Origin of the sequence: Ciceribacter sp. RN22 (assembly GCF_024054295.1) — a bacterium.
In the GTDB taxonomy this organism is placed as follows: Bacteria; Pseudomonadota; Alphaproteobacteria; order Rhizobiales; family Rhizobiaceae; genus Allorhizobium; species Allorhizobium lividum.
Genome location: NZ_JAMXLD010000001.1, coordinates 2,218,653 through 2,231,486 on the forward strand (window position 1 = coordinate 2,218,653; position 12,834 = coordinate 2,231,486).

The 12,834-nt window shown below is 63.6% G+C and carries 11 protein-coding genes and 1 riboswitch; of the genes, 6 read left to right on the forward strand and 5 right to left on the reverse strand.

What is annotated here, in order from left to right; all coding sequences use genetic code 11:
• Positions 1-38: 38 nt before the first annotated feature.
• From NHF53_RS10860 to NHF53_RS10870, 3 genes are all read left to right on the forward strand, one after another.
• Entirely contained in the window at positions 39-788 is a 750-nt protein-coding gene (locus NHF53_RS10860) for a LuxR C-terminal-related transcriptional regulator (RefSeq protein WP_114361572.1), read from the forward strand.
• 160 nt (positions 789-948) lie between these two features.
• Complete coding sequence (locus NHF53_RS10865) at positions 949-1,593, forward strand: acyl-homoserine-lactone synthase (RefSeq protein WP_252834185.1); 645 nt, start codon at positions 949-951, stop codon at positions 1,591-1,593.
• Between the two features lie 177 nt (positions 1,594-1,770).
• Entirely contained in the window at positions 1,771-2,838 is a 1,068-nt protein-coding gene (locus NHF53_RS10870; RefSeq protein WP_252834186.1) for a DUF2865 domain-containing protein, read from the forward strand.
• A gap of 33 nt (positions 2,839-2,871) precedes the next feature.
• On the opposite strand, the gene bluB is transcribed toward NHF53_RS10870, so the two are convergent.
• The 3 genes from bluB to NHF53_RS10885 all read right to left on the reverse strand — a co-directional run bounded on the left by bluB (position 2,872) and on the right by NHF53_RS10885 (position 6,385).
• Positions 2,872-3,564: a 5,6-dimethylbenzimidazole synthase gene (gene bluB / locus NHF53_RS10875; protein ID WP_252834187.1), complete on the reverse strand. Its 693-nt coding sequence runs from the start codon at positions 3,562-3,564 to the stop codon at positions 2,872-2,874.
• A 45-nt stretch (positions 3,565-3,609) separates the two neighbouring features.
• Positions 3,610-3,814, reverse strand: a riboswitch (cobalamin riboswitch).
• A gap of 44 nt (positions 3,815-3,858) precedes the next feature.
• Positions 3,859-4,689, reverse strand: a complete 831-nt coding sequence (locus NHF53_RS10880; protein ID WP_252834188.1) for a hypothetical protein — start codon at positions 4,687-4,689, stop codon at positions 3,859-3,861.
• Between the two features lie 28 nt (positions 4,690-4,717).
• On the reverse strand, positions 4,718-6,385 hold the full coding sequence (locus NHF53_RS10885; protein WP_374591064.1) for an NAD+ synthase: 1,668 nt from the start codon (positions 6,383-6,385) through the stop codon (positions 4,718-4,720).
• 183 nt (positions 6,386-6,568) lie between these two features.
• Here NHF53_RS10885 and NHF53_RS10890 point away from each other — a divergent pair, with 183 nt between their 5' ends.
• Together NHF53_RS10890 and NHF53_RS10895 are read left to right on the forward strand one after the other, a co-directional pair.
• Positions 6,569-8,509 (forward strand): LTA synthase family protein, encoded by a 1,941-nt coding sequence (locus NHF53_RS10890; protein WP_252834190.1) that lies wholly within the window; start codon positions 6,569-6,571, stop codon positions 8,507-8,509.
• 173 nt (positions 8,510-8,682) lie between these two features.
• Entirely contained in the window at positions 8,683-9,639 is a 957-nt protein-coding gene (locus NHF53_RS10895) for a hypothetical protein (protein ID WP_252834191.1), read from the forward strand.
• On the opposite strand, the gene NHF53_RS10900 is transcribed toward NHF53_RS10895, so the two are convergent.
• Both NHF53_RS10900 and NHF53_RS10905 read right to left on the reverse strand, forming a co-directional pair.
• A complete protein-coding gene (locus tag NHF53_RS10900) occupies positions 9,573-9,989 on the reverse strand; it encodes a GFA family protein (RefSeq protein ID WP_114361830.1) in 417 nt (138 codons plus the stop codon). The genes NHF53_RS10895 and NHF53_RS10900 overlap by 67 nt on opposite strands.
• Before the next feature lie 113 nt (positions 9,990-10,102).
• Positions 10,103-11,479, reverse strand: coding sequence for a class II 3-deoxy-7-phosphoheptulonate synthase (locus NHF53_RS10905; RefSeq protein WP_114361566.1), 1,377 nt, complete (start codon positions 11,477-11,479; stop codon positions 10,103-10,105).
• Positions 11,480-11,781: 302 nt separating this feature from the next.
• On the opposite strand from NHF53_RS10905, the gene NHF53_RS10910 reads away from it, so the two are divergent.
• On the forward strand, positions 11,782-12,651 hold the full coding sequence (locus NHF53_RS10910) for a hypothetical protein (protein ID WP_374591178.1): 870 nt from the start codon (positions 11,782-11,784) through the stop codon (positions 12,649-12,651).
• Positions 12,652-12,834 lie beyond the last annotated feature (183 nt).

Sequence of the window (12,834 nt, forward strand, 5' to 3'; positions counted from 1 at the left end):
TGGACGATCCTATCCCATAGATTTGTCAGGGTCAGATAATGATTAACCAGAAGGGTTATTTTGACCTGCTGGACTGGCTGGAAAGCGAAGAGGTCGTTCGACCGCAGCCGTTTTTCAAAAGGATGCAGGCTGAGTTCGGTATCTCGAACATCCTCTACATCGATGCCATCCCTGCTGCGACCGGTGTAAGGTTGCATCGTATTCACCACACCTATGCACCGCATGTGGTCCGGGCCGTCACCGCGCTCGGTCCGCACGTCCTGACCCCGCTGCTCAAGCACGCACTCACCTCGGTGCGACCGCTCGACTGGTCCATGCTGCCGGAAACGATTCCGAGCGCACAACTCCTGTTGTCCGTCGCGCGCGAACTTTCTCTCTCCACCACCGGCGTCTGCTATCCGCTCGCCTCCCGCGAGGGCCACGCGGCCCTTTTCGCGATCAACGTCGCGGACGCACGTGACTGGCGTCAGTTTCGTCGCCACTGCGACCGCGACGTTCACGCTCTCGCGGCGAAGTTCCACGCAGCGGTGCTGGAGACGGCCGACGAAGGCCGGCATCGCGAGAGCATGCGCTCCATTCTGACCGGCAGGGAAAAGGAAGCGCTGACCTGGGCAGCCGCCGGGAAGAGCTACTGGGAGATCGCCGTCATCCTCGGCATCTCGGAGCGCACCGTCCGCTATTTCATGTCGAACGCCCGACGAAAACTGAACGTCGTGAGCAATACACAGGCCGTCGCCGAGGCGGTCTGGCAGGGCCTTATCTCCGGGCCCGACAACCGTTCTGAATAGAGTTCGCGCCCACCGCACGTTCTACATGCGGTCCCGACACTGCAGGATGGGCAAGCGAGAATAATCGCAAATTGCAATGACTTAAACTGTCCCTACCGCCAGTTTCAATTTCTAGATGAAAAAGCGAACGTTTCTCCCTGACCTTAGAAGGGAGACCGGCATGATCAGGATTATCAACGGAGCCAATCGCGACCGCTACTCGAAAGAAATGGCGGACGTATTCAGCCTGCGCAAGCGGGTCTTTCACGACCTCCTGAAATGGGATGTCAAGGTGGAGGGAGACTGGGAGATCGATCACTACGACGATGCCAACCCGATCTACGTTCTCTCCTATTCACCCGAGACGGGGCGCCTGCGCGGTGCGCTACGGCTGCTTCCCACCCTCGGTCCGAACATGCTCGACGACACGTTCCCCGTCCTGCTCGGTGACAATCCGCCGATCCGCAGTGCCGAGATATGGGAATCGAGCCGTTTCTGCATCGACCCGGAAATCTCGCAGGACCGCGCGTCGAACCAGGTAACGATCGCCGCTGCCGAACTGATGTGCGGCGTCGGCGAACTCGGGATCGCTTCCGGGCTCACGCACATCGTGACGGTGACCGACGTATTCCTCGAGCGCATGTTCCGCCGCATGGGTTGCCCCGGTGAGAGGATCGCCGACCCCCAGAAGATCGGCTCGGTCTACGCCGTCGCGATCGCCTGGGAGGTCAGCGACGACCTGCTCGAGCGGATGAAGGAAGTCGCCGGCATCGACCACCGCGTACTGGCGGAGCCGATGACGCTCGAACAGGCGCGGGCCGCCTGACGACGACTAGGCTCACTGGTCTGGCACCGGCCGGAGGCAAACCTTCGGCCGGGGCGCCGTCTGTTAAGCCAAAAACGAGCTTCCGGTTGGCGGAATGACGCTCGCCATCTATGATGATTGGGCCTATAGGCAAGTCGATCCGAGCAACGCCTGTCATTCGCCGATCGGGAACGCCAATTGCCGTACCGCCGTAGCCTCGTCCTGCTGTCCGCGATGGTCCTTGCGACCCTTCTTGTTCCCGCTGTCTCCCATGCGTCGATGATCTGCGACAGGTTGCGGGCGAGCCTCGTCAGCGAACCGGAAGTGGTCGGAGACACCGCCGCGATGCGGCGCTTCTCGAGCGCCATCGCCAGGCAGAACTTCGAGATCCGCAAGGCTCGGCAGCGCTTCTTCGACCTGCGTTGCGGCTCGCCGAGCGTCACCGATTACGCAGCGATGAACCGTCCCGAATGCGCCGCGCTTTCCGCCGACATCAAGCGGCTGGAGGCCGAGAAGCAGCAGCTTGCCGAGAGGCGCGATGCCGCGCGAACCGGCGGCACGCAGCGCAACGAGGTCCGCGGGAAGATCCTCGCCATGATGGAAGCCAACCGCTGCGACGAAGAACCGATGGAGGCGGACGTCACGCCCGCCGAGCCTCCGCGCACCCCCTATCTCGACATGGTGGCGCCGCGCCTCGGCCCGGATGGTTTCCCGGCAGGCGGCTGGCAGAACGGCGCCGGCGACCTGCAGACGCTTTGCGTGCGCAGCTGTGACGGCGCCTTCTTCCCGATCTCGTCGAATACCACGCCGCTTACCTTCCGGCGCGATGCCGAGCTATGCCGGCAGATGTGCCCCGGCATCGAGACCGAACTCTATTTCCGATCGGTCACCGAGCCCGAAAGCGGCGAGATGATCTCGACCGTGACTGGCAGGCCGTACCGGCAATCGCCGACTGCCTTTTCCTACCAGAGCCGGCGCAAGGGCGACCAGCCCTCCTGCACCTGCAATCTCACGGAGTTCTATCGCAAAATGAAGGCGCAGGCCGCGAGCGCGAACGTTCCCGACTACGGCTCTTCCGTCATCGATCTGAAGACCGCCGGCAAGCCGGCTCCCGAAGACGTCCGGCCATCCGCGCCCGTCGAGAGGCCCTACGACCCCACGGAGAAGAAAGTGCGTCAAGTCGGCCCCGTCTTCCTCCCCAGCGAAACGAGCGGAATCGACCTCAGGCATCCTGCGCTCTCCGGTCCGCAGCCGGTCCAGAAGTAGACCGCGTATGCGGTCCGTCTGATCCGGCGGGCTTCAGTCGCCCGGACCCTCCTGCCAGGTTTCGGAGAAGACCAGCTCCTCGAGCGGCAGCCGCTGCCGCCAGCCCTTTACCGCCAGTTCGGGCTCTCCGTAGAGCGTATCGACATAGCCGAGACAGAGCCAGCCGATCACCTCGACATGCTCCGGGATCCCGAGAATCCGCTTGAGGTCGGTCTCGTGGAAGATGCTGACCCAGCCGACGCCGACGCCCTCGGCCCGTGCCGCCAGCCAGAGGTTCTGGATCGCGCAGACGGTCGAGTAACGGTCCATGCTGAAATTGTGCGTGCGGCCGAGCACGACCGGGCCGCCGCGCGTCGGATCGCAGGTTACGCAGATGCCGAGGGGTGCTTTGCGGATGCCTTCGAGCTTCAGCGCGCGATAGTCGTCACGCGTCTTGCCCGAGAACATCTCGGCCGCTTCGTCGTTGGCGCGGCTGAAGGCCCGCCAGACCGCCTCCCTTCGCTCGGCGTCGCGCACGAGAATGAAATTCCACGGCTGCATGAAGCCGACCGACGGCGCGTGGTGGGCAGCGGAAAGCAGCCGCCAGACGAGATCGTCCGGCAGCGGGTTCGGCAGGAACTGGTCGCGCACGTCGCGGCGGGTTTCTATGGCTCTGTAGATGGCGGCGCGTTCCTCAGCAGAAAACGCACCCGCCCGGACCATGTGGTCCATCGGTTCGTCCGGCATCGTCAAATCCCCAACAATGCAAAGGACCGCCCGCCGTCCGCGCGGGCCAGGTCTATCTTGCCAGGCCGGTCTTCTGACTCGGCTTCCGCTGCCTGTCGCCGCCTTCCCGGCCGAAAGGCCAGTGACGCGAACCGAGAGACCGGTTCCTTGCGACAGGCATCCGCCACACAGCGTTGGGCACGTTCCGGATTGTCACCGGATTCCCGATTCTCCCACCTTGCCGGCGGGCACCTGACGCGTCCGATTGTTCACAGTTCGCCGCCCGTGGCAAGACCAACGGCGTGCAATCCGGTTCTACTCGACGGGGAAATAGCGGACATAGGCGAAAGCATCGCCATCGGGAGACCAGCTCGGCACGTTCAGCGAGCCCTGCCCGCCAAAGAGGTCCAGGAGCGTCTCGACCGTGCCTGTCGCGACGTCCATCCGCCGGATCGAAACTTGCTTGTCGCGCGGATGGCCTTCGACATCCCCTGCGTAGGAGAGGAAGACAAGCACGTCACCCCTCGGCCCGGGATGCGGAAACCAGTTGGAAAAACCGTCGTCGGTCACCTGCGCGAGCTCGCTACCGTCCGGGTGGATCTTCCAGATCTGCATCAACCCGCTGCGGTCGGAGTTGAAGTAGATCCACTGCCCATCCGGCGAATAGTCGGGGCCGTCGTTGTGCCCGCCGCCGCGGATCAGCTCCCGCTCCTCTCCGCCCTCGACGGCGATCGTGTAGATGCCGAATTCATCGTCGCGGATTCCGCAATAGGCGAGTTGCCGCCCGTCGGGCGACCAGCCGTGCCAGTAGGACGGCAGCCTTGCGGTCACCTGTCGCGGCACGCCGCCCGCCGCCGGCAGGACATAGATGCAGGATTTTCCGTGCTCGGTCTTGTCGGAGATCGCAAGCATCGTGCCGTCGGGGGAAAGCCCGTGGTCGTTGTTGCAGGCGCCGGCAAACCCTGTTTCGATCCGTTCAGGAACCGCGCTCCCGTCGATCGGCACACGGTAGATGAGGCCGTCGCCATTGATCACAAGATGTCCGCCGTCCGGCGTCCAGTTGGGGGCCTCGACCAGTGCCTCCGTCTGCCAGACGACGCGAGAGGTGCGGGCCTCGCAGTCGAAGATCTCTACGGAACTGCGCATGCTCGCCTCCTTGCAGGGATTGGCGGGATCAGCGGTCCCGGAACCGGTTGGTGATCGGGTAGCGCCGGTCGCGACCGAAGTTCTTGCGGGTGATCTTCACGCCGGGCGCCGACTGTCGGCGCTTGTATTCGGCAAGATAAAGCAGATGTTCGATCCGGTGCACGGTCGCCACATCATGGCCGCGCGCGACGATCTCTTCCACCGACATCTCCTGCTCCACCAGGCATTCGAGGATATCGTCCAGCACCGGATAGGGCGGAAGAGAATCCTGGTCGGTCTGGTTCGGCCGCAACTCCGCAGACGGCGCCTTGGAGATGATGTTGGCCGGAATGACCTCACCCGATGGCCCGAGCGCGCCTTGCGGCACGTTCTTGTTGCGCCAGCCCGAAAGCGCGTAGACCTGCATCTTGTAGAGGTCCTTGACCGGATTGAAGCCGCCGTTCATGTCGCCGTAGAGCGTCGCGTAGCCGACCGACATTTCCGACTTGTTGCCGGTAGTCACGACCATGGCGCCGAACTTGTTCGAGATCGCCATCAGGATCGTGCCGCGCGTGCGCGCCTGCAGGTTCTCCTCCGTGACGCCCGGTTCGGTTCCCTCGAAGAGTTCCGAAAGCGCGGAGATGAAGGCGTCGACCGGCTCGCCGATCGGCACGATATCATAGTGGCAGCCGAGCGCCTTGGCGCAGGCTGCGGCATCCGAGAACGAGCTTTCCGAGGTGTAGCGGTAGGGCAACATGACGGTCCGCACCCGCTCGGGGCCGAGCGCGTCCACGGCAATCGCCGCGCAGAGCGCGGAATCGATGCCGCCCGAAAGGCCGATCACCACGCTCTTGAAACCGTTCTTGTTGACGTAGTCGCGCAGGCCGAGCATGCAGGCACGATAATCCGCGTCCTCCTTCTCCGGCACATGGGCGATCCGCCGCTCGTCGCAACGCCAGCCGTCGGCGCCGCGCTTCCATGTGGTGACCAGGAGTTCCGCGTCGAACTGGCTCATCTGGAAGGCGAGCGACTTGTCGCTGTTGAAGGCGAAGCTCGCACCGTCGAACACCAGTTCGTCCTGACCTCCCACCTGGTTGGCATAGACAAGCGGCAGCCCGCACTCGATCACCTGCTTCAGGGCGATCTGGTAGCGCACGTCGATCTTCGCCCGGAAATAGGGCGAGCCGTTCGGCACGAGGAGAATTTCCGCCCCTGCTTCGGCGAGCGTCTCGCAGACGCCGAGATCACCCCAGATATCCTCGCAAACCGGGACACCGATGCGAATGCCCCGAAAATTCACCGGACCCGGCATCTCGCCGGGAACGAAGACACGCTTCTCGTCGAATTCGCCGTAGTTCGGCAGGTCGATCTTGTCGCGGGTCGCAATGATCTCGCCGCGATCGAGGATCGCCACCGAATTGTGCCGGCCTTTCTCGCCCTGCCGCGGGAAACCGATGACAACGCCGGGCCCGCCGTCGGCAGTATCCGCCGCCAGTTGCTCCACAGCCGCAAGGCAGTTCCTGAGGAAAGCGCGCTTCAGCACCAGATCCTCCGGCGGATAGCCCGAGAGGAAAAGCTCGGTGAAGAGCACGAGTTCGGCACCGGCAGCCGCAGCCTGACTGCGCACCTCGCGTGCCTTGGCGAGATTGCCGGCGACGTCGCCGACAGTCGGATTGAACTGCGCGATTGCGATACGGAGGGTGTCGGGACGGGTCATGGTGTCGCTCATATCTCTCGTTTAGCGCGAGCCGGACCCAGCCGCAACGCCGCAAGGCCCGATCGAGCACGGAAAACAGCGTGGAACCTTCCGATGAACGGCCGGTTCATCTGGTGTTCATGACAGTTATGTGACAGAGAAACGACAGTTTTCCGACATACCTTTCAAAATCCGGAGAGTGCCTTGGTTGAGATCGCTTCCGATCCGGCTAGTTCCATCACGCCCCGCGCCACCGTCACGTCCGCCGCTGCGGCAAATCGACGGGACGGCTATGCCTGGGCCACGGTTCGCCTCGGCAACCTGCTGATCCTTGCGATCCTCACGGTTCTCGCGACGGAATGGATCGCCCGCGGCAATCTCCACGAAGCCTTGCGCTTTCTGATCGCTTCGGATCGTCCGGGCCTGGCAGCCGTCGGCATCCTCTTCCTGCTTTTTACGGCAACCGATGCGCTCCTCGGCCGGGCCTACCAGTCCGCACTGATCCTGGTGCCGCTCGCCGTCATTCCCGCGTTCATATCGGCGCAGAAGCAGCTCTTCCTGTCGGACCCGCTCTATCCGAGCGACATGCTGTTCGGCCGCCAGATCCTGCAATTGCTGCCGGTCATGGTGGCAGCACGGCCCTACCTTGCGGTGGCAATCGGCTGCTGCCTGGTCGCCGCGCTGGTCGCCCTGGTCTATCTGTGGTTTTTCGCCTGGCGCCGGTTCCCGTCGCTCTCCCGTCCGGCGAAACTGTTCCGGCTGCTGGTCGGCCTGCCGCTCATCGGCGGCTTCCTCTCGCTGATGGACTACGCCGAATATTCGCCGCTGCGCGACCGCCTCAACATCATCCCGATGATGTGGGACCAGCGGGAGAACTACCTGCACAACGGCTTCCTGCTGGCCTTTGCCTTCAACCTGCCGATGGCGAACGTTACCGCACCGGAAGGCTACGGTGCGGAGGCGATCGACAGCATTCCCGCCGGCAATACGTCTGTCGCCGGCTCCGGCACGACCAGTCATCCCGACGTGATCATGCTGATGAGCGAGTCTCTCTGGGACCCGACGCGGCTCAGCAATGTCCGGCTCTCGCCCGATCCGATGCCGACGATCCGAAAGAATGCGTCCGGCAACGTCTTCTCGCCCGAGTTCGGCGGCATGACGGCCAATGTCGAATTCGAGGCGCTGACGGGCTTCTCGAACGCCTTCCTGCCCTATGGCAGCATCCCCTATCAGCAGTATGTCCGCAGGCCGCTGCCGTCGCTCGCCACCTTCTTCCGCTCGAAGGGCTATGTCGCCAAGTCGTTCCACCCCTTCCAGAGCTGGTTCTGGAACCGCGCCAACGTCTACGAGGCCTTCGGCTTCGAGAGCTTCCTCTCGGAAGAGAACATGCCGGTGATGGACAAGCGCGGCATCTTCGCCTCCGACCAGGCCCTGACGAAGGAGATCATGCGCGCGGCGGACAACACCCGCGAGCCGTTCTTCTTCTTCGGCGTGACGCTGCAGGGTCATGGACCCTACGAGCCGCACCGGTACGGCAAGAACACCATCGCGATCGACGGACCCACGCTTTCGGCCTCCAGCACGCAATCGCTGGCGACCTACGCCCAGGGTGTCCGCGAGGCCGACCAGAGCCTCAAGATGCTGATGGACTGGGCGAAGAAGCGCCGCCGCGAGACGATCGTCGTCATCTTCGGCGACCACTTGCCGCCGCTCGGAAGCGTCTATCCGGAGAGCGGCTACATGCCCGACCAGGTCGCGACCCGCTCGGCTCCGGTCGACATCATGAAGCGCGAACACGAGACCCCGCTGGTCGTGTGGTCTTCGAAGCGCGGGGTACAGAAGGACCTCGGCTCCATCAGCCCCGCCTTCCTGCCCTATCACGTGGTGAAGCTCGCCGGCTACGAACATCCCTTCTATACCGGTGTGCTCGGCGCCGTGCACGACCGCTACGACGCAATCGACCGCTATCAGCTCGTCGACGGCTCCGGCGGAGCCACGCCCGACTGGTCGAAGACCGGCAAGACGGTAGATCCACTCGTCCGCGACTACCGCTACCTGCAACACGACGCGATCTTCGGCGACGGGTTCGGCACTGAACGCTTCTTCCCCGAACAGGTCGAACGCCTCACCGCACCGGCCTCCTGACGGGACGCCTGCGGAGCGGCGTTTTTCCCAAACCAGAAAAACGTTGACACACAAAGGATCTATAAATCTCTTAGGAGGTGAAGATGACCTTCTTCGGGCCTTACGGCGCGTCCCCAACGCAAGGTACGGCCCACGTTTTCTGATGACGCGCTGATTTTGTTTTTGAGCATCCCATGCGAGCCCTTACCCGTGCCGAAATCGTTGGCCACCCGCTGTTCCCTGCTATCGAAAAGCAGATCGCAGACCATTTGATCGGCATTCACCTGCGTACGCCGCGGCTCTCGCGGCTGAAGGCGTCCCATCGAAAGTGGCTGATGACGCAGTCCCTCTACGCGCTCAACCTGCAGCGCACCGATGATGATCCGCTCTCGGGCCTCACCGCGACGCGCTTCGTGGAGGTCGTGATGAAAGTCGGGGCGGCGAGCCGCAACACCGCAACCGCCTACCTGGCGGAACTCGTCGCCTACAAGTTCCTGCGCGACGTGCCCGGCGTGCCGGACCGCCGTGTGCGGGTTCTCGAAGCGACCGAGCCCAGCAATGCGGGCATGATCAGCTGGTTCACGGCGCATATGGCCTGCCTCGACCGGCTGGACGGTGGCGACCGCGAGGCAACCAGCATCGCCGACCCGCGCATCTTCCGCATTGCCCAACCGTACGCGGCTGCCAAGCTCGTCGAACACCCGGACTGGCGCGACCCGCCGGAGACGATCGGACACTTCTTGTGGTCCGATCTCGGCGGCATTGTCCTGCACGACCTGATCTCGCGTATCGGTGAATACGATCCGGCGGCCGAGAGAACCTTCGTCGGACCGACGACGCTGGCGGAGCTCGGAGAAAGCTACACCGTCTCGTCGACGAACCTGAAGCGCATGTTCAAGAAGGCCGAAACGGACGGTCTGCTCGGCTGGGAACTGCCGCGCCGCCGCGGCAGCCTCTGGCTTTCCCGTCGCTTCACCGGCGACTATTTCCACTGGCAATCGACCAAGTTTGCGGCACTGGAGGAGGCTTTCCACTACGCCGTGGAAAAGCTCCGGCGAGAGGACGAAAGCCTCGCCGGAGGCGGTCAGCCTCCGATCGGTTGCGACGTCGAGCCGACGGAGAATTTCGGCGCGGCGTCCGCCACGTCGTAGTAGTCGCCCTTGTCGGCACAATAGATGTGGTAGCCGAAACGGAGCCCCGTCGGCTGATCGAAAGCACCCGCCATCACCGACACGTAGTCAGCGCCATCCGCTTCCCAGAAGAGAGCCGAGCCGCAGGTGCGGCAGAAGCCCCTGCGCGCCTTGTCGCTGGAACGGTACCACGTGACGTTGTCCGCGCCTTCGATCTCCAGCCGATCCTTGTCCACATTCGTCGCTGCATAATAGAGGCCGGTCTGTCGGCGGCATTGCGAGCAATGGCAGCCGATGAGATCCTCCAGCTCACCCTTTGCGCGGAAACGGACAGCGCCGCAATTGCAGCGCCCGGCGTGGACTTCAACCATGAAAACCTCCAGAAACAAAGACCGGGCCAGCTTCGCCAAGCCGGCCCGGTCCGTCAACTTCAGTCTTCTTCACCTAGCGATCAGCCGAATTCATCGACCTCACGCCGCAGCGGTCAGGCATTCGCAGCCATCATCCGCTTCTCGTCACGTCCGCCCTTCATCCGCTCGGCGAGCAGGAAGGCGAGTTCCAGCGCCTGGTCGGCGTTGAGCCGCGGGTCGCAGTGGGTGTGGTAGCGGTCCTGCAGATCGTCGGCCGTGACCGCACGGGCGCCGCCGGTGCACTCGGTCACATCCTTGCCGGTCATCTCGATATGGATGCCGCCCGGATGCGAGCCTTCGGCGCGATGGATCTGGAAGAAGCTCTCGACTTCCGACAGGACGCGCTCGAACGGACGGGTCTTGTAGTTGTTGAGCGTGATCGTGTTGCCGTGCATCGGGTCGCACGACCAGACGACCTTGCGGCCTTCCCGCTCGACGGCACGAATGAGGCGCGGCAGGTGTTCCGCAACCTTGTCGTGGCCGAAACGGCAGATCAGCGTCAGACGGCCGGCTTCGTTCTGCGGGTTCAGGATGTCGATGAGGTTCAGCAGATCGTCGGCCTGCAGCGACGGACCGCACTTGAGCCCGATCGGATTCTTGATGCCGCGGCAGTATTCCACATGCGCGTGGTCCGCCTGGCGGGTGCGGTCGCCGATCCAGATCATGTGTCCGGAGGTTGCGTACCAGTCGCCCGACGTGGAATCGACGCGGGTCAGCGCCTCCTCGTAGCCGAGAAGCAGCGCTTCGTGGCTGGTGAAGAAGTCGGTCTCGCGCAGGCTTGGATTGTTCTCCGACGAGATGCCGACCGCCTTCATGAAATCCATGGTTTCGGAAATGCGGTCGGCGAGCTTGCGATAGCGCTCCGCCTGCGGGCTGTCCTTGACGAAGCCGAGCATCCACTGATGCACGTTCTCGAGGTTGGCATAGCCACCCATCGCGAAGGCTCGCAGCAGATTGAGCGTCGCAGCCGACTGCCGGTACGCCATGATCTGGCGCTCCGGATTGGGAATGCGGGCCTCGCTGGTGAACTCGATGCCGTTGATGATGTCGCCGCGGTAGCTCGGCAGTTCGATCCCGTCCTGCTTCTCGAAATCGGAAGAGCGCGGCTTGGCGAACTGGCCGGCAATGCGGCCGACCTTGACCACGGGCAGCTGGGCGCCGAAGGTCAGGACGACGGCCATCTGCAGGAAGGCACGGAAGAAGTCGCGGATCGTGTCGGCACCGTGCTCGGCGAAGCTCTCGGCGCAGTCACCGCCCTGCAGCAGGAAGCCGTTGCCTTCGGCAACGTTGGCGAGCGCCTTCTTCAGGCGACGGGCTTCACCGGCAAAGACGAGCGGCGGATACTTGGCAAGACGAGCTTCCGCATCGGCAAGTGCTGCCGCATCCGGATAGGCCGGAACCTGCTTGATCGGCTTCTGCCTCCAGCTGTTCGGGGTCCAATTCTGTGCCATGATCGTAACCTAACCTGTTCACGCAGTGCGACGGCCTCCTGCCGTCGAATGGGCGGCTTATAGACTCTTATCATCGACTTGCAAAGCCGAACTTCGGGCGCGACCCGGACCTTCCGCGCTGCCCGTTGCGCCGGTTCAAACTCCTCCACGTGATCGCGGCATTGCCGGCCGCCGCAGGTCGGCGCACTGCAGACAGACGCGCCTCGCAAAAAACTTACATTGACGTAAACGTTAGTATCGGTGCATATCGATGGCCGCGTAGCGCCGAACGGGAGGAGCCAATGTCGAGCGATGCCGCAGTGATCGGGAAGGACATCACATTCGAGGCCGCTGACGGCTTTCCGCTCAAGGGAACTCTCTTCGCCGGCACCGGCGAAGGCCCCCTCGCCCTCATCTCGTCGGCCGCAGCCGTCCCGCGCGGCTTCTACAATCGCTTTGCCACCTATCTCGTTCAGGACCGCGGCTTCCGCGCCGTTCTCACCTACGACTATCGCGGCGTCGCGGCATCGAAGGCGCCCTCGGGCTGGAAACGCGAGCCGCTGATGGCGGACTGGGCGGAACGGGACATGCCGGCAGCCGTCGACGTCCTCGACGCGGTCGCGCCCGGTCATCCGATGGTCGGCGTCGGCCAGTCCTTCGGCGGGCAGGCACTCGGCCTCTGCGGTCGGCACCGGCGCTTCCTGCGCTACCTGATGGTGGCGGTGATGTCGGGTCACTGGCGCTACACCAACGTTCCCCTGAAGGTCTTCACGGCGATGAACCTCATCGGCGTTCCCCTTGCCACGGTGACCGGCCGGGTACCTGGCTGGATCGGCCTCGGAGAGACCCTTCCCGGGAGCGTTTTCCGTCAATGGGCGCGCTGGGGCCGCAATCCCGAGTATTTCTTCGCCGACCCGTCCATGGATGCGGCCCGCCGCTATGGCGAGGTCGAAACGCCGATCCTTGCCATCGGGCTCACCGACGATCCCTGGGGAACGCCACGGGCCCAGCAGGCGATCCTGAAACACTATGTTCGCGCACCGCTGCAGACCGCGTGGATATCGCCGGAGCCTTCGCAGGCGCCGATCGGTCACCTCGGCTTCTTCCGCTCCGCCCATCGCGAACGACTGTGGACGCCTGCGGCGGACTGGCTGGAGGTCGGTGCTGACGGCGTACCCTCCGTCGGAGGCTGATGCCCCTGCATCGACATATCGTCATTAATCGATTTTTAGGTATACCTTTCGAAGGCGACACACTGCCAAGGCACAATTAACCCCAAGATAATCAGGGAGGCGCAAGAAGGGTTATGCCCGAAATGTTGCTCGGGCGGATTGCAACGCCATGAAGGCGTGCAGATCCGAAAGATCAGGTAGACT

Excerpts from the sequence above, each read along its gene's own strand:
- NHF53_RS10865 (WP_252834185.1), top strand. The coding sequence starts at position 949 with ATGATCAGGATTATCAACGGAGCCAATCGCGACCGCTACTCGAAAGAA.
- NHF53_RS10880 (WP_252834188.1), bottom strand. The coding sequence starts at position 4,689 with ATGCGCAGTTCCGTAGAGATCTTCGACTGCGAGGCCCGCACCTCTCGC.
- NHF53_RS10900 (WP_114361830.1), bottom strand. The coding sequence starts at position 9,989 with ATGGTTGAAGTCCACGCCGGGCGCTGCAATTGCGGCGCTGTCCGTTTC.
- bluB (WP_252834187.1), bottom strand. The coding sequence starts at position 3,564 with ATGCCGGACGAACCGATGGACCACATGGTCCGGGCGGGTGCGTTTTCT.
- NHF53_RS10895 (WP_252834191.1), top strand. The coding sequence starts at position 8,683 with ATGCGAGCCCTTACCCGTGCCGAAATCGTTGGCCACCCGCTGTTCCCT.
- NHF53_RS10905 (WP_114361566.1), bottom strand. The coding sequence starts at position 11,479 with ATGGCACAGAATTGGACCCCGAACAGCTGGAGGCAGAAGCCGATCAAG.
- NHF53_RS10885 (WP_374591064.1), bottom strand. The coding sequence starts at position 6,385 with ATGACCCGTCCCGACACCCTCCGTATCGCAATCGCGCAGTTCAATCCG.
- NHF53_RS10860 (WP_114361572.1), top strand. The coding sequence starts at position 39 with ATGATTAACCAGAAGGGTTATTTTGACCTGCTGGACTGGCTGGAAAGC.